The sequence below is a fragment of the Enterobacter sp. 18A13 genome, assembly GCF_007035975.1.
Taxonomy (GTDB): domain Bacteria; phylum Pseudomonadota; class Gammaproteobacteria; order Enterobacterales; family Enterobacteriaceae; genus Enterobacter; species Enterobacter vonholyi.
Map to the genome: position 1 here is coordinate 68,177 of NZ_AP019634.1, position 21,394 is coordinate 89,570.

The 21,394-nt window shown below is 51.4% G+C and carries 23 protein-coding genes; 9 read left to right on the top strand and 14 right to left on the bottom strand.

The genetic code is table 11. The annotated features are described in order from the left end of the window. Positions 1–310 precede the first annotated feature (310 nt). Both FOY93_RS00295 and FOY93_RS00300 read left to right on the top strand, forming a co-directional pair. The gene (locus FOY93_RS00295) at positions 311–679 is read left to right on the top strand and encodes a CDI toxin immunity protein (RefSeq protein WP_045907936.1); all 369 of its coding nucleotides are present in this window, start codon (positions 311–313) and stop codon (positions 677–679) included. A gap of 320 nt (positions 680–999) precedes the next feature. Beyond that, entirely contained in the window at positions 1,000–1,455 is a 456-nt protein-coding gene (locus FOY93_RS00300; protein WP_023326413.1) for a hypothetical protein, read from the top strand. Between the two features lie 38 nt (positions 1,456–1,493). Here FOY93_RS00300 and FOY93_RS00305 read toward each other — a convergent pair whose 3' ends face one another. The 4 genes from FOY93_RS00305 to FOY93_RS00320 form a co-directional block, all read right to left on the bottom strand. Further along, a complete protein-coding gene (locus tag FOY93_RS00305) occupies positions 1,494–2,582 on the bottom strand; it encodes an AAA family ATPase (RefSeq protein WP_133293483.1) in 1,089 nt (362 codons plus the stop codon). 145 nt (positions 2,583–2,727) lie between these two features. Then, positions 2,728–3,687 (bottom strand): YbgA family protein, encoded by a 960-nt coding sequence (locus FOY93_RS00310; protein WP_111964276.1) that lies wholly within the window; start codon positions 3,685–3,687, stop codon positions 2,728–2,730. A gap of 102 nt (positions 3,688–3,789) precedes the next feature. Next, positions 3,790–4,203, bottom strand: a complete 414-nt coding sequence (gene uraH, locus FOY93_RS00315) for a hydroxyisourate hydrolase (protein ID WP_133293484.1) — start codon at positions 4,201–4,203, stop codon at positions 3,790–3,792. Positions 4,204–4,302: 99 nt separating this feature from the next. Then, positions 4,303–5,028 carry a MerR family transcriptional regulator gene (locus FOY93_RS00320; RefSeq protein ID WP_133293485.1) on the bottom strand — a complete coding sequence of 242 codons (726 nt, stop codon included), beginning with the start codon at positions 5,026–5,028 and terminating at the stop codon, positions 4,303–4,305. A 117-nt stretch (positions 5,029–5,145) separates the two neighbouring features. On the opposite strand from FOY93_RS00320, the gene FOY93_RS00325 reads away from it, so the two are divergent. Further along, on the top strand, positions 5,146–5,670 hold the full coding sequence (locus FOY93_RS00325) for a lipocalin family protein (RefSeq protein WP_008500115.1): 525 nt from the start codon (positions 5,146–5,148) through the stop codon (positions 5,668–5,670). Positions 5,671–5,673: 3 nt separating this feature from the next. Here the strand turns inward: FOY93_RS00325 and FOY93_RS00330 are convergent, their stop codons facing one another. Genes FOY93_RS00330 through FOY93_RS00355 form a run of 6 tightly spaced genes read right to left on the bottom strand, consistent with a single transcriptional unit; the run spans position 5,674 to position 11,710 of the window. Continuing rightward, entirely contained in the window at positions 5,674–6,684 is a 1,011-nt protein-coding gene (locus FOY93_RS00330) for a fimbrial protein (protein WP_115876789.1), read from the bottom strand. Next, the gene (locus tag FOY93_RS00335; protein WP_111964279.1) at positions 6,684–7,202 is read right to left on the bottom strand and encodes a fimbrial protein; all 519 of its coding nucleotides are present in this window, start codon (positions 7,200–7,202) and stop codon (positions 6,684–6,686) included. The genes FOY93_RS00330 and FOY93_RS00335 overlap by 1 nt, the downstream gene beginning before the upstream one ends. Next, entirely contained in the window at positions 7,193–9,718 is a 2,526-nt protein-coding gene (locus FOY93_RS00340; RefSeq protein WP_143344466.1) for a fimbria/pilus outer membrane usher protein, read from the bottom strand. Before FOY93_RS00340 ends, FOY93_RS00335 begins: the two co-directional genes overlap by 10 nt. 20 nt (positions 9,719–9,738) lie before the next feature. Then, positions 9,739–10,416 carry a fimbrial biogenesis chaperone gene (locus FOY93_RS00345; protein ID WP_115876729.1) on the bottom strand — a complete coding sequence of 226 codons (678 nt, stop codon included), beginning with the start codon at positions 10,414–10,416 and terminating at the stop codon, positions 9,739–9,741. Between the two features lie 53 nt (positions 10,417–10,469). Further along, complete coding sequence (locus tag FOY93_RS00350; protein WP_115876728.1) at positions 10,470–11,054, bottom strand: fimbrial protein; 585 nt, start codon at positions 11,052–11,054, stop codon at positions 10,470–10,472. A 53-nt stretch (positions 11,055–11,107) separates the two neighbouring features. Beyond that, complete coding sequence (locus FOY93_RS00355; RefSeq protein ID WP_143344467.1) at positions 11,108–11,710, bottom strand: helix-turn-helix transcriptional regulator; 603 nt, start codon at positions 11,708–11,710, stop codon at positions 11,108–11,110. A 706-nt stretch (positions 11,711–12,416) separates the two neighbouring features. Between FOY93_RS00355 and FOY93_RS00360 the strand changes: the two genes are divergently transcribed. The 5 genes from FOY93_RS00360 (at position 12,417) to FOY93_RS00380 (ending at position 16,430) form a co-directional block, all read left to right on the top strand. After that, on the top strand, positions 12,417–13,178 hold the full coding sequence (locus FOY93_RS00360) for a winged helix-turn-helix domain-containing protein (RefSeq protein WP_127729064.1): 762 nt from the start codon (positions 12,417–12,419) through the stop codon (positions 13,176–13,178). A gap of 1 nt (position 13,179) precedes the next feature. Next, positions 13,180–13,659, top strand: a complete 480-nt coding sequence (locus FOY93_RS00365) for a YqeJ family protein (protein WP_127729066.1) — start codon at positions 13,180–13,182, stop codon at positions 13,657–13,659. Between the two features lie 189 nt (positions 13,660–13,848). Beyond that, on the top strand, positions 13,849–14,787 hold the full coding sequence (locus FOY93_RS00370; protein WP_133295388.1) for a GlxA family transcriptional regulator: 939 nt from the start codon (positions 13,849–13,851) through the stop codon (positions 14,785–14,787). 85 nt (positions 14,788–14,872) lie between these two features. Continuing rightward, positions 14,873–15,871: a class I SAM-dependent methyltransferase gene (locus tag FOY93_RS00375; protein WP_143344468.1), complete on the top strand. Its 999-nt coding sequence runs from the start codon at positions 14,873–14,875 to the stop codon at positions 15,869–15,871. Positions 15,872–15,974: 103 nt separating this feature from the next. Continuing rightward, positions 15,975–16,430, top strand: coding sequence for an acetyltransferase (locus FOY93_RS00380; protein WP_143344469.1), 456 nt, complete (start codon positions 15,975–15,977; stop codon positions 16,428–16,430). Here the strand turns inward: FOY93_RS00380 and FOY93_RS00385 are convergent. Beyond that, the gene (locus FOY93_RS00385) at positions 16,420–17,457 is read right to left on the bottom strand and encodes a virulence RhuM family protein (RefSeq protein ID WP_143344470.1); all 1,038 of its coding nucleotides are present in this window, start codon (positions 17,455–17,457) and stop codon (positions 16,420–16,422) included. The two genes, FOY93_RS00380 and FOY93_RS00385, sit on opposite strands and share 11 nt — an antisense overlap. A 61-nt stretch (positions 17,458–17,518) precedes the next feature. Next, entirely contained in the window at positions 17,519–17,860 is a 342-nt protein-coding gene (locus tag FOY93_RS00390) for a SymE family type I addiction module toxin (RefSeq protein ID WP_143344471.1), read from the bottom strand. A gap of 116 nt (positions 17,861–17,976) precedes the next feature. Here FOY93_RS00390 and FOY93_RS23635 point away from each other — a divergent pair, with 116 nt between their 5' ends. Next, on the top strand, positions 17,977–18,159 hold the full coding sequence (locus FOY93_RS23635; protein ID WP_127729074.1) for a YlcI/YnfO family protein: 183 nt from the start codon (positions 17,977–17,979) through the stop codon (positions 18,157–18,159). 61 nt (positions 18,160–18,220) lie between these two features. On the opposite strand, the gene FOY93_RS00400 is transcribed toward FOY93_RS23635, so the two are convergent. Next, positions 18,221–19,249, bottom strand: a complete 1,029-nt coding sequence (locus tag FOY93_RS00400) for a hypothetical protein (RefSeq protein WP_143344472.1) — start codon at positions 19,247–19,249, stop codon at positions 18,221–18,223. A 275-nt stretch (positions 19,250–19,524) separates the two neighbouring features. Then, positions 19,525–21,156 carry a TIR domain-containing anti-phage reverse transcriptase gene (locus FOY93_RS00405; protein ID WP_232057360.1) on the bottom strand — a complete coding sequence of 544 codons (1,632 nt, stop codon included), beginning with the start codon at positions 21,154–21,156 and terminating at the stop codon, positions 19,525–19,527. Positions 21,157–21,394: the final 238 nt, after the last annotated feature.

The following is a 21,394-nucleotide window of genomic DNA, read 5'->3' on the forward strand; positions in this document are numbered from 1 at the left end:
AAAAAACTTTCGATAAAGAAATGGCAGTCTGTCTTGAATCTGGCGAGGGATAGTCGCGGTATCCAGTGCTTATAATCGGCTAAAATTACATATTAATGTTAGCGCGAATCTTCTGAAGAACTCTGTCCGAGAAATATAATTGGAATATTTTCGGTGGGCTCAGCGCGGCGAGTCGATTATGATCCTGTAAAAGGTATCCATATGAATAATAGAGATTATACAAAGGGGCAGGAAATGGTGTTAAGCAAGTAATACTATTTGAGGTAATGGAAAAACCATTAAGGCTTAAATAAATGAACAGGTAGATCTCATGAGTTTATTCGAAGAGTGTAAACAGGCTCTTAGTGCTGATTTCACTATCATTGATAAAGAAGAAGAGCGAGTAACTACTATTCTGGAAGGGTATCCCTTTGTTAGCGGAAACATATCTTGGTCTGAAATAAGCTTTAGAGACTTTGAAACAAGTGATGAGTTACTCTGTCAATCCTGGCTAAAAAATGAAAATGTTTATGTCATTGCAGATGATGCAAATATACCTATATTCAGAACAAATTTGAGATTAGTGCTTGAAAATATTTATGATGTCGCGGCATTGTCACCAAAAATATTCATTTTTAATGAAAGTATGATTTTGCAACCACTATTTCCAACCGATGCACTTCGGCTCGGGACTAGATAGCGGTGTGGTACCGTAAACCAATTACCAGTAATAGCAGGTGTTACAGTAGGTGGCTATCTATCTGAGAGAGCAGGAAAAGCAGGCGAAGATTTTGCCAGGGGAAAACTGAAATGAAAAAAATACTTTTTTCCTTTCTTCTTTTTTTACTTATCGGCTTCTGAGCAAAAACAATCGCTTAATTGATTTTGGTTAGTATAAAATATCGCACTAAGCAGGATTGAAGAAAGTTTTTACAGTATTTGCTGAGTCATTTCTCTCTAAACCTAACGGCTCTAACAGTCCCGACCTCATATCCAGGCCCTTCAAAAAGGACTAATTAAATGATTTATCTGCTATTAGGAGTTGCACTTTTCGCATTTTTCATCGGAACTGTCGTGTTTGTCCGTTTTAGTAAAATGACGGGAAGAAGCGTTCAGTCACCTCTTACCACGATGTTTTTCTTTGATGCGCTTTTTTTTGGTCTGGGTAGTAAGCGAGACATGAACATCGCAGCATCTTCATTTATCGTCTTTCTAGTCAGTATCTGGGGATTAACCTATTTAAAATTAAGCACCCATTTTTGGGGAAGTCGCGAAAGTTATATTGGTTTTGCGATCGCCGGAATTTTATTTCTGATTATGCATTGCCGCTATTGTGCAAAAAATGTCGTTATCAAAAATGATGGCCTGGCCCCCATGAGAGAGTTGATTAATATCCGGCGCTCCGGCCTTACCAGCCCCTTTATATGGTTAAGCAGGGCCGGGTATCTGGGGTTCTTTATTGGCATGCTTCACTGAAGCGAGATGCGAAAAAACAGCCTCCGTGCCCATTGAGACTACCCCAGCCTCTCCACCCGCGTCTCCCCCTCCGTCATCGACAGCTGATACAGCGAAAACGATCGCTGCTTCTCAATCAACGTCGCCAGCTCCGGCGAGTGGCTGGTGAGCCAGATCTGCGAGTAGCGGCTGGCCTCGGCGATTAAGCTCGCCAGGGCTGGCAGCATCTGCGGGTGCAGGCTATTTTCCGGTTCGTTCAACGCGATAAACGCCGGTGGGCGCGGGCTGAGCAGCGCCACAGCCAGGCACAGAAAGCGCAGGGTGCCGTCGGAGAACTCCGCTGGTTCCAGCGGTCTGCTCAGCCCCTCGCGCTGCATCATCATGCGAAAATGCCCGCCGGTGTTGTCGCTGTAAAACACGCAGCCGGGAAAGGCCTGGTCAAGAATGCGCATCAGCAGCAGCTCGTCGCCGATCTCCACGATGGTCTGAAACGCGGCCGCCAGGTTGGCACCGTCGCTGGCCAGCACCGGGGAGCGGAAACCGACCTGCGGGGCGCGCATCGCCGAGCCTATTGATACAGAAAACTCATGATAAAAGCGCCAGTTACGCAGGGACTCGCGCATCTGCGACACTTCCGGGTAAAGATGCGGCTCGCCGAGCTGTCCGAATACCGATTCGTTCTCGTACAGCGTTCCGCTGTGGGTGACTTTCTCGTGATGCACGTTATTCAGAAACACCGCCTGGTTCTTACGCTTCATCAACTGTGACGAAGGACGACGGTGCTGGCCGCTCAGCCAGATGGACTCCTCTTTGATAACCGGGTCGAGCTGAAACTGCGAGGGATAGGGCAGCTTCTCCACAAACCCGACCTGCAGCTCGTATTCGTAGGACTCTGTTTCCACGGCCAGATTCATCCGGCGCAGCTGATCGCTGCGGGTTTTGCCTGCCCAGAATACCTTCAGAATGCCGCCCTCATTCGCAAGCGCCTGGGAAAATTGCCCCTGAGCGGCGCTGTGCATCAGATGTATCGCCTTGTAAATATTGGATTTCCCGGTGCCGTTCGGCCCGAAGACGATATTGAGCTGCTCCAGCTCCAGCGACATCTCGCGGATGGAGCGGTAGTTTTGAATGTGCAGGGTGTGGATCACAGGCAGGCCCCTTTCGCAGAATAAGCCTGTATATAATCACAGTCTTTGAGATGAAATGCAAAAAAGAGACGACAGTGAGGATGTCGTCTAAACGGGGTACTGCTTTGGGCCTCTATGGGTCAATGGGGCCTTCGCATTTTTTTCATCACTTGACTGCCAGACGCAGACCCAAATCATCAGGATAGGGATCAAAGTAGTTTTGCGTCATCAGATACCGGTCGGGGTATTCGGCCAGGTAGTGCTTCAGCAGCGTGATCGGGGCGAGGATTGGCAACTGTCCGTTGCGATAGTGCAGGATCACGTCGCGCAGCTCGCCGCGCTGGCGGGTGTTCAGCTGGTTACGAAAATAGCCCTGAATATGCATCAGCACGTTGGTGTGATTCTTACGCGAAGCGGGTTTTTTCAGGATGGTCATCAGCTTTTCCCGGTACGCCACAAAGAAGGCGTCCAGGTCTTCCCACTCGTGCAGCGAGGCAACGAACGGGCCGATTTCTCTGTAACCCGCCTGATGGTGCGCCAGCAGCTGGAGCTTATAGCGGCTGTGGAAATCCAGCAGCGCGCGGCGCGTGAGGCCATTTTTACGCAGCGTGTTCAGTTCGTGCAGGGCAAAAACACGTTCGACGAAATTTTCCCGCAGCACCGGGTCGTGCAGGCGTCCGTCCTCTTCCACGGGCAGCCACGGCCAGGTTTCAAGGAGGGCGGCGGTGAACAGCCCGACCCCCTCCTTGCGGCCCCGGTTGCCGTTTTCATCGTACAGCCGCACGCGTTCCAGGCCGCAGCTTGGGGATTTTGCACAGACGATAAATCCCGACAGATCGCCGATTTTTGGCAGATAGTCCGCCGTAAAGTCGGCCATTTTCTGCGTGAGGTCATCATGAGGCGGCTTGCTAAAACGGAGCTGCGTTTCGCCGCTTTCCGTCAGCGTCAGGCGTATGGCCGGGCGAGGCGTCGGCAGGCCGATGGCCATCTCCGGGCAGACGGGCCTGAAATTTACCCACTGGGCCAGCTCATCCATGACGAAGCCCATACGCTTGTGTCCGCCGTCAAAGCGGACGGCGGATCCGGTCAAACATCCGCTAATACCCAGCACTGGTTTCGTCGTCATGGTGTAGTCCTCCCGTTCATATAATTAAAACTTACACAACATGACTAATTTGTCCAAGTATTCGCGGAACTATTTTTTTTATTCCTTTAGAATCAATGCGCCTTAGCTGCCTTTATAGGTCGAATAACCGTACTGGCTCAGCAGAAGCGGGATGTGCAGCTTCTCGTTGGTGCGGGTCACGGTAAACAGCACCGGGATCTCCGGGAAGAAGGAGTCCAGTTTTTTGCCGTGGAAGTACTCTGCGGTTTTGAAGGTCACTTTATACACGCCAGGCTGCATGTCCTGGTCCTGCGGATAGAGTGATTTGATGCGGCCGTCGTGGTCGGTTTTGCCGCTGGCGATCGGGGTCCATTTGTCCTGCTGCTGCTTTTCCAGCGTGACGGTGACGCCCGGTGGAGGCGTGCCGGTTTGCTGGTCGAGGATGTGTACGCTCAGGGTGCCGGCCGGGGCGGCGCTAAAGGCGGCAGGGGTAAAGGCCATCGCGGCCAGCATCAGCAGAGGGGCAGTTTTTTTCATGGTATTTTCCTGTGGAGTTATACGTCACAGGAAAACGTTAGCATCTGCGGCGCGGGAAAATATTCAACTTTTCGTGAAGATTCCCGCAGGAGAAAATGATCAGAGGATAATTACTTCAAGCGATACCTGCTGCTGCCACTGCTCCACCTGCTTTTTCCGCGCGGCGGTGAGCTTGCCGCTGGTGACCAGAAGCCATTTACGCTCCGGGAAAATTTCCGGCGCCAGCGCGTCAGGCGGAACCGGCAGGATGTCGATGCGGTGGCCCTGGCCGGTGCGCGTTAGGGCTTCGAGCCAGATCTCGCACGGGTCGTTCAGGTGCCAGCCGCTGAGCAGAATGTTATCGCCCGGCGCTTTTTTATCGCCTTCGAGGCAAAACGAGGTGTAGGCGATGATGATGCCGTCGAGGATCGCGCGCAGGGTCATGGCGGCGGCGACGTTGGCCGAGACCTGGCTGCGCAGCGGGCGCAGCACGTTCGCGACCAGCTCCGGCCTTGGGTACTCGCGTCCGGCGTCGTAAATCATCTGGCGCAGGGACTCGACCTTGCCGTCCTGCAGGCGTTGCAGCATGTTCTGCTGCAGGGTTTGCCAGTTGTTGGTCCGTCCCGGCGTTGGGCGTTCCAGCAGCGGTTTGACCTGGCCGATCGGGACGCCTTTTTTTACCCAGTCGAGGATTTTGAGCGCCTGCTGGACATCCTCATCGCTGTACTGGCGGTGGCCGCCTTCCGTGCGCTGTGGCTTGAGTAAACCATAGCGACGCTGCCACGCCCGCAGGGTGGTGGCGGTGATGCCGCTGAGTCTGGCGAATTCGCCGATGGAGTAAGCCATGTCCGTGTCCAGAGTGGAGGAATACTCTCAATATACTACGAATTTTCCCGAACGGGATGAAGCGCCGAAACGGTGCACTACACTTAACATCCAACCGTGCAAATGAAAGGAATTCTCATGAAGCTATGGCCTGTTGTGACCGGTGTTGCCATTGCGCTGACGCTGGTCGCCTGTAAATCCCCTACGCCACCGAAAGGCGTGCAGCCTATCACCAACTTCGAAGCCAGCCGCTATCTTGGCAAATGGTACGAAGTCGCCCGTCTGGAAAACCGCTTTGAGCGCGGGCTGGAGCAGGTAACCGCTACCTACGGCAAGCGCAGCGACGGCGGCATTAGCGTGCTCAACCGGGGCTACGATCCGGTGAAGAACAAGTGGAACGAGAGCGAAGGCAAAGCGTACTTCACCGGCGAGCCAACCACGGCCGCGCTGAAGGTGTCGTTCTTCGGCCCGTTCTACGGCGGCTACAACGTGATCAGGCTGGACGATAAGTACCAGTACGCGCTGGTCAGCGGCCCGAACCGCGATTACCTGTGGATCCTGTCGCGCACCCCGACCATCCCGGATGCGGTGAAGCAGGATTACCTGAACACCGCGCGCAGTCTGGGCTTCCGGGTTGACCAGCTGGTGTGGGTGAAGCAATAGTCCCTACTGGTAGGAAAACGTAATGCTGGCCAGCGCGTTGGCCGAGCCGGGGACCAGTTCGCCGGTTCGGATGTACTGCGCCTGGAACGGTAACGTGAGCGTCTGCGCCGCCGTGGTGCTCTGGATAAAGAACTGTCCGGTCGCACCCGCGGCCGAGCTGTCCGGCCCCATCGTCAGCGGCCCGCTGCCGTTGTAGAAAAACTGCACCCCAACGCCGGACGCCGTGGAGTCTCCGGTCAGCGTCACCACCGACGAGGTGTTCGACGGCGTGGTCTGATCGGTCATCACGGCGTGAACCGCCACGTTCGCGTCGCAGGTCAGGCCGACGGTAAACGTTCCCGATGGCGACGTGCTTCCCACCGTGGGCAGGGTGCGAATATCAATGGTGCCCAGCGCCACGCTGGCGTTTTTGCTGCCGACCGTACACCCGCTGGCGGTCACCGTGATGGTGGTCGGGCTGATAATCACCTGCGCCGTTTTTGTCTCGTTGTTATAGGCGGTGAGCACCGCGGCGTTGATGGTCGGGATCTGATAGACGCCGGATTTAAGGGCGGCACCGGTTTTAATAAAGGTGACCTTTGCTGACCATCCCAGATCCTGGGCAAACCCACTGGTGCCCTCTGCCGGGTAGCTTTGCGTGATACCGGTCTGCAGGGGAATATATTGTGTACTCTTAAAATCCTTCAGCCCGATGATATATCCCACGCCCGGTACGCCGGTCTCAAAAATGGTGTAATTCGCGCCGTCGACGGTGACCGTCGCACCGCTTGAGATGGCGCTGCTGCTGGGCTGCAGCGTGCCTTTGTTGCAGGTAAAAATAAGCCCGCACCAGAACACCTGCTGCACGCTGGCGGTGGCGCTCCAGGTTGAGCCGATAATGCTGCCCGGCACCACGGAGTCCGCTGGCCCGCTGTAGGTCATCGGCTGAGGGGAGAGCGTAATATCCGATTTCCAGTCCAGCGCCTGTACGCTGGCGCAGAAAAGTAATCCGCTGAGAAGAAACGCTAAACGCATCATAGATACTCCGTTGTCCAGGTGGCGAGGGCTGACACATCACCGGCGCTCACCGGCGTAGCGGTGGCAACCAGCTGCGCGTAGAAGGTCATCTGTACGCTGTCATCCCCCGCGGTTCCGTATGCGGTGGTCTTTGTATTCAGGGGAATGAGTACGCTCTCTTTATCGAGGATTTGCACCGCCACGCCGGTAGCGCCACCGTCGGCAATTTTCAGCAGCTGCGGGTTGGCATCATCCGGCGTTCCGCTGAAGCGAATTTTTACGCCAGCAAAGGTTGGCCCGCACGCTTCAAGCCTGAGCGTGAAGGGCGTTTTGATATTGCTGACGGCCCCGGCACGGCTGAACTGTTTAATACCAATAGTGCCCAGCGGCACGTTCTGCTCCCCGGAGTCCTGCGCCACCACGCAGGTGTTGCCGATCAAATTGCCGGTGACGGAGACCAGCACGTCGTAGCCGCGAACGGGGAGCGTGAAAACCAGCAGCAGCGCAATGCAGCCGATCCGAAGCGTTACTGACATACCACCTCCTGAGAATAAAGACCGGTGCGGGCGCTATAGTTCTGCTTGTTTAAGGCATAGGTAACGGCGCAGCGCTGGCGGTTGCCGCGACCCCACACGGCGTTCAGCGTGCCCTTCTCTGACAAACCGGAGAGATACAGGCTGCCGCCATCGCCGACGATGCCGCTGGTTTTGTCATCATCGAGCGAGACCAGCGTGCCGAAGGGGAGTACGTCGTTGCCGTGACGCACGATAAACATCGCTTTTGCCCCCTGGTGCGTAGCGAAGGTGGCGCGAACCAGGGCGCCATCGGTAGGCGTTTTGTTGGCGATGGCGTTTTCCAGCTCCACGTCGTTGCCAGCGGTCGTCACGTCCAGCGCGACCTGGTTAACGCGGTACGGCGTGGCGTACGGGATCACCGCGTAGCCACGGCTGTCCGTTTTGATGCCCTTATGGTTAAGCACGGCGACGTTGCTTGCCCCCGGGGCTTTCACCAGAATGTTGGTGTTCCCGAGCGGCTGGCTCAGCGTCAGGCCATCTTCATGCACTACCGCGCCGCCGCTGATGCCGTAGCTGAGGTTGCGGGAGTCGCTGGCGTAGCTGTAGCCCAGGTTGTAGTCTCCCCACGCGCCTTCGTACTGCAGGGTGGCATCGCCGCCGTAGTGCTGCTGCGCGCTGTAGCGCTGGTTGACGCTATAGAACAGATTCTCCTCACCCGGCAGGTAGCCGCTCACGCCCGTGCTGGTGGTGGTGCCAGTGGAGTCCGCATGGGTCGTGGTAAAGCGCGCGCGGGTTGACAGCGTCGGGTTGCCCAGCGGGACCGAAATCGACATCGACAGGATGTTATCTTTCTTGTCGTCATACAGGCTCGAGCTTCGCTGGACGCTGACGCCAAGGGACACGTTACGAAACGTGGCGTTCCACGCAAACTGCAGGCTTTGCGTGGTATTTGATGTGTTCCAGTAGGTCTGCTGATCCCACGACAGTGACAGCGAGCCGTATTCTCCCATCGGCTGCGACAGCAGCAGCTGGTTTTTTGCCTTACGCGACATGCGCAGGTTGTACACAGTGTCGTATTGGGTGGTGACGGTGCCATCGTCTTCCACCGTCTGCTTTGGCGATCCGCCCGACATGCCTTTGTACGTGGTGTCGCTGAGGGTATAAAACCCTTTCGTGGAGTAGCGCAGCGAGAAGAAGTTAACCCGCGTGCCAATGTCGTTCAGCAGCTTGCTGTAGCGCAGGCGCACCGAATCACCGGTATATTGCCGATCGTCCGCCAGCTGGCTGCGGGCGTGGGTCAGGTCGATGGAGTAGGCGCCAAAGCGGCCGAGGTTTTGCCCAAACCCGAGGGCCAGGCCGTTATAGCGATCGGCAAACTGCGCCCCACCGTAAAACGTCAGGCCGTATCGCCAGCCGTAGAACAGCTCGCCCTGCGCGAAAGAGGGCGCGTCCTGATTGCCCGTCGGACGGTATTTCCCGGCGCCCAGGGCATATTTCACCTGTCCGTTACGCACCAGGTTCGGCACGCTGGCAAAGGGAAGCGTGTATTGCGTTTTGCTGCCGTCGTTCTCCTGAATGGTGACCGCCAGATCGCCTCCCGAGGAGGTCGGGTAGAGATCTTTCAGCACGAACGCCCCCGGCGGAACGGAGGTTTGATAGATGATGTTGCCGTTCTGGCGAACCGTGACCGTGGCGTTGCTGCGCGCAATGCCCCGGACTTCAGGAGCATAGCCGCTGAGGCTGGCGGGCAGCATGTTGTCATCGGTTTTCAGGGCGATACCGCGCAGGCCCACGGAGTCGAAAACCTGCGCCGAGGTGTACGTTTCCCCGGCGTACACCTGCGCGCGCAGGGCGTGAATATCGCGCTGCAGCCAGGTCTGCACGTGGGCAAGTTCATTGCTGTCTTTGGTCCACGTGGTGAAATCACGCAGCCGCCACGCGCCCAGGTTGACGCCGCTGTTGAGGCTTGCAAATAGCTGCTGTTCCCGTGTGCGCGTCTCGCCGCGATATTCATTATTCGAACCATTGACCACGTAATTCAGCCACGCGGCAGGAATGCCCGCCTCCCAGCTTTCCGGGCTGACATATCCGCGCGGCAAATTGCGCATCGCACTTTGCGGTACGGTGAAGCTCAGGGTGAGCGTCTTCTGGTCCAGATCAAACTGCGTATCCGCAAACGCCTTCGTTAAGACGATGCAGCGTTGCGCCAGCGGCAGCACTCCGCCCTTCGCCTGATGGCTATCGATGCCCAGCGCGTCGAATTGCTCGGGCGTGAGGCAGGGCAGTGCTTCACCCGTACTGTCTTCAGCAAGGCGGAACGTGACGTTACCTGTGAACGCGTAGTTGGTATTGATATACACGTTGAGGTTGTAATCACCCGGCGGCAACGCGCTCCCGGCGTTGACCCAGGCGAGATCGGCGCTGTTCGCGCTCTCGCCGTTGAGGAATGCGGGGTTAAATTGCAGCTCGCTTTCAGCAGCCACGGCTTGCCGAATCACCAGGGAGATCACCGTGGCGCACAGGATTTTTATTTTCACGTGGTCACGCCTTACTTTTTTTATTGGGATAACGACGCGCGCGTGGCGGGAGTCCATGCCCCGTAATCGTTAATGGTCTGATAGCTCATGCTGCCCGCATGGCTGAAGGTTTCGGCCAGCGTCACGCTGCCTTTCGGGGGCACCATCACCGGCTGCACCGGCATGCCGTCAATTTTCACGTTGATGGTGGTGAGGTAGTACGGCGTGGGGTTGCTGAGCGTAACCTTTCCGGCACGGTAGACACCGGCCAGTTTTTTCCATGCCTCTGCCGGGCTCTCACTGAGTCCTTCTGGGCGATAAAAGACCTTGATGCGGTTAGCCGACGCAAACTGCAGCGTGTTCCCGGAGCCGCTTTTAGCCTGCTGGGGGATGGCTTTGACGGTCATCCAGTAGAGCGTCTCCCGATCCTCTGGCAGGGCTTTGCCGTTAAACATGATTTTTACCGCGCTTTCGCTGGCCGGTTTCATGACGTACAGCGGTGGCGTGATCACGAAGTCGTTGGTGCGTTCGCCTTTCTCATTCTCCATCCAGGACTGGATGAGGAACGTGGCCTCGGGATGGGTGTTTCTCACCTGCATCATGGCCTGGCTGGTGGCGCTGGAGTAGACCATTCGCGTTGCGCCCAATCCCACGCCACCGGCATAGACGGCGGATGAACATAACGCGCCCGCCAGGCAAATCCATGTATTTACGCGCATAGTGTTTCTCCTGAAAGCTAAGACAGGCCCGGCTCGCAGACCGGGCCTGAAGATTACGAATAGGTCACGGTGTAAGTCGCGACGGCGCTGGCATCGCCCGCGGTGGCGCCGCCCTTCGGCGAGTAATATTTCGCGCTGAAGTTCAGTGTGTTGGCACCCTTACGCAGAGGGATGGCCGATGCCGGTTCACCCAGCTTCACCACGTTGCCTTGCTCGTCATAAAGGCGAATAGCCACGTTTTGCGCAGAGTTGGCGCTGCCGTTTGCACCGACGGACAAGCTATTGACATCGGAACCGTCCGGCGTACCGGTGAAGGTGACGGCCACTGTGGTCGCAGCAATCGGGTTCTCTGCCGTTGAGGCTGAGGTATCGGCGATTTCACAATCTTCCAGGGTGATGGCAAACGCTTTTGCCGTGCTGGCTTCACTGCCTGCCGTCTTCAGCGTTGCGGTCCGCACTTCACCCATATCCACGTCAATGTTGGCGCTTCCTGCGCTGATGGCGCAGGCGGAGGTCACCACTTTGCCGCTAAAGTTCACCGTGCCGCCGCTGGTGCCGGCAGCCAGCACCGAGCCCACTGGCAGTACTGCCGCAATAGCGATCGCAAGCAGCGTTTTATTATTGAATTGAGCTTTCATTGTCCTGATTCCATTATGGTGTTATGTCGAGATTTGCTCTGAAAGCAGCAGGTCTAACTGGTTAAAAAGACCAGCAAATCTGTCTTGTTCCTGAGCCCTAGTTTTCTTATCGCTGAGCTTTTTAACGCGCTGACACGACGGTAAGAAAGCTGCTCTGTTTCGGCGATGTAACGCATATCCAGACCCTTTCGTAGTTCCTTCAATACCCTCCATTCACCCGGCGTCAGCGATAACGCCGTGGGTTTTTTTATTGGGCGATAACGGCTATCGACCATTTTTAATACGCTGGCTCGCCAGTGATAAAGCGGGTCCTGTAGCGAGATATAGGCGTCTATTTCACCGCGTATCCACAGCCAGGAATTTGCCGGTGCGGAATACATGCAAATAAGTACGTCGGGATAGAGGACTTTCATCTTCCTGATATATTTCAGGCAATCATATCCCGCGTGATATTTCTCCGTACCGGATAAAAAAATTAAGTCTACCGGTGCGGCCGCGAGTATTGTTTCGATCTCCGCATAATTATCGAACGATGCTGTTATCTGCATGGTCGGGGTGATATTTTTTAATAACGCGGCGATCCCCTGACGCGCAAAGTGATCTCCACCCAATAGCGCGATATTTAAATGACGTGTGTTGTTGAGTTTATTCGCCATGTCATTCCCTCGATTTATAATTGTAATGAGACTCCTCTGTCGGGCAGAGCGATGCCTGTATTTTCGAAGCAATTAAGCATTGCACGGTGTGAGCCCACTATACTCAGGGCGTTAAATAGGTAACCTGAATTAATCTTAATTTGTTTTAAGTACAGTTTAGGTGTGGCGTCAATTTCTCCTCGCTAAACCGGCTTTTGCTTATCTGCCTGTAAATAATCATACCGGTAGTTTTTATTGAAAAGTTAGCTTTAATAAATGTTTTGTAAGGAAATAGTCTGCTGACGTCATGTGATGAGGGTAGTTACTGACGGTAGCTAACAGTTTCGTGGCGAAATTGTTAATTAAGACGACAGCTTTCGAACTGGTTGTAATTTCGAAACCCGCTGGCAGAGAGCGTCCCCTCTGCTTTTTATCAAAAAAACAAATTAAGCACGCTGAATAATTCAGACAACAATGGCTAAAGCGTTCAACGGGCGCCTTTGTCGAGTTTTGTCAGTGTCAAGACGGCTTTAAATGGCGGTTAAGAAAACTTCAGACCGGTCAGATAAAGAGAAAGGAAAAATAAGATTTTTCGCCAGGTGCCAGGATATACAGTTGCGCAATTATCCGTCACATTAAGCCTTACACAGGCGAGGGATACGCAGGTTAACCGTGAAGGGAATCTACTGGAGCAACAGGCGTTGACCGGAGGTATTTAGCCTATTCTATGCATAAGCATTACATTATTAATGGCCTGGTAGAGTTTCACCCAGCCGCCAGCACATTACGCGATCTCAACAATCCTGACCGGGTGGTGGTATTAAATTCCCCGGCGGGCCGCTGTTTGTTGTTATTAATAGAAAGAGTCGGAAGTATTGTGACTCAACAGGAGTGCATGGATATTGTCTGGCAGCGCCGGGGGATGCTGGTTTCGCCTAATACCTATTACCAGAACATTTCTATTCTGCGCAAAGGTCTGAAGAAGGTGGGTTTCGAAACCGATCCAATTGTCACTATCCCGCGCATAGGGCTGACGCTCGCAAGCGATACGCAAATCACTATTAAAGAGATGCAGCCGCAGGCTGAAGAGGAAGAATGTGCTGCTCCGGATGTCTACGAAGAGACCGTCGCCCCGACGGTCTCAAGAAACCGCTTCTGGCTGTCGGGCGCGCTGGTGCTATTGCTGATGCTGGCTGGCGTGAGCGTTATCAGCCATAACCTGCTGCATGACAGCTATTTCGTAGACGGGTACCGCTTCGCGATGAAGATGGGCGAGTGTCAGCTCTATTTTTCTCGCGATATTGAAACGCAGCGCGACAGGGATAAAGCCCTGGCCTATGCCGCCCCGTTTAAGGACCAGTGCGCGAACTATCCCTGGGTGTACGTCAGCGGTTACATCCTGCTGCCCCGTGCATCGGTCATTCGCTGTGACAGACCGATGACGGAACCCAACCGCTGTATGTCCGATTATTTTATAGAGGATCGCTAGTATGGTTCGCTACCGTCAAACGCTTGTTGTGCTCTGCCTGTGCCTGCTGATAGGGGCTGTCGTGGCGACGTATTACCTCTTGCATCGCCATTACATCAAGCCCTTTTCCTGCCAGGCGAACTTTATTCAGCATCACCGTGATGAGACGCTCTCTCTGTGGCTGAATTACACCGTGGAGGGTAACAGCGGAATACTCAGTATGAATGGCCGGTTGAAAAGCGATCCTACGAAGACCCTGAATCGCAAAGTTTTCTTTCAGATTGAGCGCAAAGACAGCGTCTATAATCTGACGTCCATACGCAATATGAAATTTCCGGACGACAACATCAGCGACAGCTGGCTGGAGAAGTACGAGCCCTTATTTTTTATCTATCCGAATAAGAATATTTATATGCGTATTAAGAAACAGCAGAATGAGAATTATTTATTTATTCTGGGAACGCTGCCGACCTATGTGTGCCACACGTCAAAAAACGGATAGCGACAGGGAGAAATGTTTTTAAGTTTTTGCAACCATCATTTATGTTTGATTTAACAGCCAGGACCTATCTTAGGAAAATATAACAGCAACAATAATGTTGCGATAATGTAATTATTCTTCGGCAAGTTAATGAAAAATATAATTGATGATAGCGTCAGAATGACGCCTGCACGGAATAAATCCCTGCATATGGGTTTACTCCTGTGGCCCCATTTCTCGCTTTTCGCATATTCAGGATTGATAGAGGCGTTACGTATTGCATCCAGCGTCCAGAAGCGTAGCCAGAAAGTACGTTTTAAACTCAGCCTGATAAGCACTTATCCCGACTTACCGATAGTGAGCAGCTCAGGGCTCAGCGTGCGGCCCGAGGCCGCCCATGCGCCGCCCGGCGACTTTGACTATATTGCGGTGATTGGTGGAGGTCTGGAGCATCTTCACCGGGGACACCGTGGCGACAGAGCGTTTCTCACGGATGCTTATCACAACAACGTGCCCCTGATTGGTATTGGTACCGGTAGCTTTATTCTGGCGGAGGAAGGCTTACTGAACGAGCGCCGCGCCTCGATTCATCCTCATCACCATGACGTTTTCACGCAGCGTTTTCCGCAGGTGTATGCTGAGCAAGGCCTCGATTTTATCGACGAAGGCGATGTGCTGACCTGCCCGGGCGGGATCTCAACGCTCACCCTGGTCACGGCGCTGATCCGCGCCCACGGGGGAGACGACATTGCGGCCACCACCTCCCGGCGGCTGTCCCTTCCTCCGCATGACGCCGCCACGCCGCGGCCCGCGAATATCGCCATGATACCTGATTCACGGTTGCGCAGGGCGGTGACGACCGTCGAACAGTATCTTACTCACCCGCTGAACGCCGCCAGGCTCGCGCAGGACGTTAAGCTGAGCGAACGTCAGCTCAACCGCCTGTTTCACGCCGAGTTTGGCAAAACGGCGCGGGAATTTATTCGCAGCGCCAGGCTGCGCTATGCCTGCTGGCTGCTGAAAAACTCTCAGCAAAGCGTGACGGATATTGCGCGGCGGATGCGGTTTAGCGACTGCGCCCACTTTATTCGTCATTTTCAGACCGAGTACGGCTGCACGCCGGGGGTATGGCGCACGTCGCAGAACTGATGCACCTATTTCGTGCTTTCTTCGTAGGGTATTACTGGCTCGCCTGGATAGACTTCCGTTAAAAGCCTAACGGAGGGATGACGACATGAACTGGCAGCCTTTTCGCGGCGATGCACCGGAAAATATGACGATTTTCAGCGCGTCATTTCCCGACGTCAGCGACCAGTGGCCGATGAAAGACGATGCTGCCCGCGAGATCGCCTCCCTTGACCGCGCCTTGAAAGCGGAGCCGGCACTTCGGCCGCCGCGGGTGGAATACGACGAAGGGGGGCTGGCCGTGCTTGTCCCGCAGAATCGCTATTCCGAACAGGCCTTTCGCAACCGCCCGGCGCTCACCGCGTGGCGCACCCGGCTGGTGCCCTCCGCGCTGGCGCTGTTTGTGGTGCAAAACCCGCTGGAGGACCGCCTGCCCGACGGCACGAAAATGGACAGCGACAGCCGCCAGTGGTTTATCCACGCTAACGATGCGGTTGGCGTGCGTTCTCGCGCCCGGGTGCTGGCCGCGCTGGTGGATAAGCACATTCATAATGAAAGCGAGAACAACTGGGTCAGCCTCGCGAGCGGCGCCGCTATCCCGGTGCTGGAGGCGCTGCGCGAAGCAAAGCTTGACGGCCAGCGGGTGTATCTCACGCTGGTGGACAAAGACCCGGTGGCGCTCAGCTGGGCCGAAACCATGGCGGCGCAGGAAGGGATTGTGGTGGGCGAACAGCTGACCCTGCTCAGGCGCAACCTGCTCCATACGCTGGTGCGTAATGAGGACCTGCTGCTGGAGCTGGGCGAGCATCAGGCCGAACTGGTCGACGCGCTGGGGATATTTGAATACTTCAACGATACCGACGCGGTGATTTTTCTCCAGCGCGCGCTGCGGCTGGTCAAGCCCGGCGGGGCGGTGATTGTGTCGAACATGCTCACCAGCAGCCCGCACATTGACTTTGTGCTGCGGGGTATCGGCTGGGAGGATATTCACCCGAGGACGCTGCAGCAACTGCAGGACATCCACCTCGCGGCAGGCGTGCCGGTGGAAAACGTCACCGTGGTCGTGCCGAAGGATGGGGTGTACGCGGTGATGGAGATTAGGGGTTAGCGCGATCTGTTCCCTCTCCCTGAGGGAGAGGGTTAGGGTGAGGAGGGAACAGGGCGCACGGAGTGACTTGAATTAACGTCCTAAACCGCACATGATCCGCCCCATGAAAATAGAAACCGCACTCCCCTCACACTTCGAACGTCTGGTCGCGATCTGGGAATCCTCCGTCCGCGCCACCCATCACTTTTTACAGGAAAGCGATATTGCGGCGCTGCGTCCGTTATTGCTTAACGCCTATCTGCCTAACCTCAACGTTTTCATTGCCCGTGATGAAACAGGCGTTATTCACGGCTTTTTAGGCGTGGATGAAAACCGCATTGAAATGCTGTTTGTTGACGACGCGAGCCGCGGGAAGGGCGTCGGGAAATTGCTGCTACAGCACGCCATCGCAGCGTTCGGCGCGAACGAGGTGGACGTGAATGAGCAGAATCCGCAGGGCGTGGGATTTTATCGCCATATGGGGTTTGAGCAGGTCGGACGCTCTGAACTGGACGGGCAGGGGAATCCGTTTCCGCTGCTGCATATGAAGCTGAGCAGGAATACCGGAATTAGCGCTTAGCCTGTTTATCCCATTTTAATAAGCCGACGATATCTTTCTCACCTTCGGCTTCTTTCAGCAGGCGCTGCTTTTTTTCAAACTCAATGTATTCTGAGCACGCCTTTTCATCAGCCGCTTTCTTGCTGATTTTGCCTGCCCCTTCTAAAACGTCCCGGTCATTGAATTGCAGGAACTGATCGAGCTTGGTTTGCCAGTCTCGTAAAAATACCTGCTTCCGGCGTTTGGCCTGATCTTCGGCAAAATCGAGCCACATATTAACGACGCGATTAAGTTCGCTCACCTCATCCTGAGACAGATAATTTTTTGCAGTGGTGACATCGCTTTTACGGACTTCTTCGCCTTTATAGCTTGTCAGCCCCATATGCGGTTGAGTTGCATCGGCGCGATGGTGAATCAACTCAGCAGCGGTGTGGCCCGTGCAGGCAAAATGCAGTTTATTCTGGATGGTCTGAAAGAATACCGTCGTCTCTTTGAGCGACGGCTGATAGTCAGCGGCTAATGCGAAAATCTCCCTCACGCGAAGATAGACCCGGCGTTCGCTGGCCCGGATATCGCGAATGCGTTCCAGCATTTCGTCGAAATAGTCAGGTACGGCGGAAGATCCGACAGGCGGGTTTTTCAGGCGCTCGTCATCCATAACGAAGCCTTTTACCAGATATTCCTGCAGCGTTTGGGTGGCCCATTGTCGGAACTGGATGCCTCGAGACGAGCGCACCCGGTAGCCGACAGCTAGTATTGCTTCTAGATTGTAGTGCTCTATCTCTCTGGAAACCTGACGTTTTCCTTCCTGACGAACTAACCGGAATTTCCGGATAGTTGAATTTTGATCAATTTCGCCATCAGAAAATATATTCATCAGATGCTCGTTGATAGTTCGAACATCTTTACCGTACAGATCGGCCATTGCTGCCTGGGATAACCAGATCGTGTCTGATTCGAAGCGACATTCGACACGAACTCTTCCGTCACCGCTGGCAAACATAATAAATTCGCCTGCTGGAGATTGGATTACGTCTTTATCTGCCATGTCTCCCCTCCACATCCTCAACGATTAACGCACCAGGCACTTAGTATGCCAGAAACAGCCGCTAAGCCAGGTAGTTTGTATTTGATTTTGCGAGGCGCTTTCCAGGACGTGGAGTTTGGATCGCTGCAAGCGCGTTCTCTATCTCAATAAGCTTTGCTTTCGTCCGTTTATAATCATCCTGCAACCTCTGCTCCTGCTCGTTATACGCCACCAAAACGATGCATCCCTTCATGACTTTTATCGTGACCTGCTGTCCGGTATCAAAACCCGCCGCGCGTAGCCACTTGCCGGAAAGGATGATTTTCGGCGTGGATTTGTCGAAAACATTCGGGCGGTATCCCACAATTAACGAACGCTCGGTTCCGGATTGGTCGGTGTCTGGGGTAGAATGCGAATCAGCCATAATCAACTCCTTGATAGTTGGTGAGGTTAGACGCTCTTTAATGCTTCAACCCTGCTAGGCGTTGCTAGATTTTCAAATCCATGTGGTAAGTACCACATGCAGATAAGCCAACCGAAGTGGTACCTACCACGCAAGAGAAAAAGAAACCAAATTTTGACCGTACCAAAAGCACGATGAAGAACATCCGGTTCGAGGATGAGCTTTTAGAAAAGATTGAAAAGGCGGCGGGGAAAGGGAATTTTAGTAAGTGGGTGAAAGAGGCATTTTGGCTAAGATTAAATGAAAAAATTAAATTATAAATCTTGAGCGCTTGAATTAAATAGGGGGCTGATGAACAATATTCATCAGCCTATTGACGTGCTAATTAAGCCATCCGTCTTTGATTTTATCAATGAACCCTATTATTGTCGTAAGTGCTGTTGCTATTTTGGCTGTATTTTCTGCAGTTGTTGCGCCTGATTCAATTGCAGACTGCGTCCTCTTCAAAAATCCATCAGCCTGGGTAACTGCTCTCTTGGCATCAAGAGTGGTGTTAGCCTCCATGGCATCGTCAATTGATTTTACTAATTCGTTAATTTCTGAAGATTTATCCACTAGCAGTGTGGATAATTCGGTAAGTTGGCTCTTTATGTTTTCAAGATCTTTTCCTGTAGCCATGGATTCTGACCTGCCAGAGTAGGATTCACATTCACAGATATTTTTCTTGCAGACTGGGCAACCGTCTAAATAGTAATCTTTAAATGCATCACCTAAGCTTCTTTTCGGACATTTGATTCCCCATGCAGAGAAAATCCAAGCTGCTACATCTGCAATTTCCTCTGCCAAATTAGAGATATTCCCACTGTTTTTTATAACTGCAGAATAAGCTTCCTGCGTTTCGCCTAATTCTTCAAAAATCCTTGAAAAATGGTAGAAACTGCCAAATATTTTCCAAACTGCACCGTTTGAGGGGTAGATGTCGTTAATATTACTTACTGCTTTATCAATTAATCTTCTGTTTAAGGTATGAGTGTTTTGAAGTGAAAGGAATTTCTCATTCAATTCGTGCCTTGCTGCATATGCTGCTAAATTTCCTGCTGGTTGTTTATGTGTTTGGACGCACTCACATGTAGATTTAAGGCAATAGGGACATGCATCAGGAAATTTTTTATAAAATGCTTCATTTAAATTAATATCAAACTTTGATGCCAAAGTGAATAACCAAGATAAGCTTTGAATGAAGCTTTTTTCAAACTCACCATCGCGAAGAATTGCTCGTGAAAGAAAGGATACCTTTCTTACAAGAAATGAATATATATAGTCTGGATCCTTGCTTTCATTCGCATTTCCATACATTTGTTCCAAAAAAAGTTGGTAGTCATTTATTGTTTGTAACTTAGTGATTTCCACTCTTATTCCCTCTTAAATTGAATGATGAACAGATTATATAATACACAGTGCGACATTGTATTGCACTCACATTCAATGAATTTATATAATATATCTTTACCAAGAAAGGCTAAATGAAGGGCGAATATATTTGTAAGATACCTTACTAAGAAGCTTAATTTTTGGCGGAAGATCACAGGAGTCTTATGTGTATTGTAAGTCATTGATTTTTATTAAGTATAAATAAACATCTCAATGACTTTATACACACTACTATACACATTAGGCAGTAGGTGTCACTTGTTCAAAAGTGCACGAACCTTATCCGCAACCTCTGCCGGATTATCTTTATAGGTAATATAAAGCTTATCACTTAAGAGAGGCAAGGATGCAGCAACTATTGCTTCATCTGCTTCTTTTACAAGAGTAAGTAATTTTACTTCACCTTCAGCGATTTCTCTTGCAAGCACAGAATGCAATTCTTTCTTAGGCCAATGCTTATCTACAGAATTAGACGAAAGAATAGCAATTACATATTTAGACTTTACAAGAGCTGAGTTAATTTTCTGGATTAATGAATCGCCCCAATTTATTTCGACATGATCTATGAATGTTGAAATGTTTAATTTGGTTAATTCTTCGTAAATTGGAATTGCGATGGATGTTTTATCTTCGCTTGCATGACAAATAAATACATCATAAGTTTCAGTTTCTTTCATTGCTCTAAGTCCTTCTTTTGTTTTTAAAGGATCATGATGACTCATTTCAGCCATTAATTTAAGATATAATGGAAAGTCATCACCACGGATCATTTTTATAAAACTCAATCGGCCATAAATATGATTGCGAAAAATTGATATAGCATGCTCATTATTTGCTGCTTTCAAGCCTTTTTTATTAACAAATAATAATGCTGATGTTAACTTGTCTTCTCTCCATTTATGAACTAATGAACGAGTAATTCTAAGATATTTACGATCGACATTTGCTTTTTCATTTACCACTAATCCAGTAACTTTTTGACGTTCATTTCTTTTCTGAACTCTGAATTTACTTGTGTTTATGCTAAAGCCACTTTTCTCGATCACAGAGATAACAGCCTCACCCAATTCAAAATTATTTTCATTATCTAACGTTATGATTTCTCTGACTTGTTGTTGATTAAATGAAAAAGTAATATCATCTGCATATCTTGTATATGTGATGTTTTTTCTACGTGCCAGTTGAGTTAGGTGTTTATCGAGCGATGCTGATGCTAAATTTGCCAGGATAGGGGAAGTGCAGGCTCCTTGAGGTAATTTACCATCTTTAGTACATAATTGGGCTAATATACTCGCCGCAGGATGAGAGAAATTAAATGGCTTACTTTTAAATATTCCATACACTCTCGCGAAAGTGACTGAACCAAAATAATTATCTAAATCTACATTAACAACATATTTTTTCTTTGTATGTTTTTCTGCATTTGTTAATATACTTTTATCCTTAATGAATCCATGCGCTGGTTTTTTGGGGCGATAAAAGTACTCAATAATCGGCTTTAATTTCTCCTGCAGAATTGACAAACCCCCTTGAGGTGCGTTTATCATTCTACTTTTTCCATTTTTCTTTTTTATTTCAAAAGTTCTATAGTTATCTTTTTTATTATATAAAATAAATAATAATTGTCCGACCGGAACTTCTAAAAGATTGGCTACATCGTTAGCTGACGTAATTACAATGCTTTTGTTTTCAATTTTTTTGCATATTACATCAATGTCAATCTTTGAAGTAATGGGATGATTTTTGAGTTCTTTATTATCCCATTTCAAATTTTTTCCAGCTTGATAGGGCTGAGGCTCTAACTTAGGTAACTCCGGGATTGTCTCATTTTCTTCTTTATTTGCTGAACTGAGACTAAGCATCAGTAGCTTGTCATGTAAAGACACTCTCTACCTCGTCACTGTATTCATGGACTAAATTTACGGCTCCGCCCAATCACTTTATGCAAACTTTAGCCAATTAACAGTTACGTCAAGTAACTAACCGCTGATTGGTAGCGTGATGTACTAACATAAGATACTTCGAGGCGAAACAACCTCACAGATTTAAGGCAGAGCCGTATTGAAAAAATAACATAGTATGGTGGACGTATAAAGTATTTATCTCCTTCTTGGGAGAGAGTGC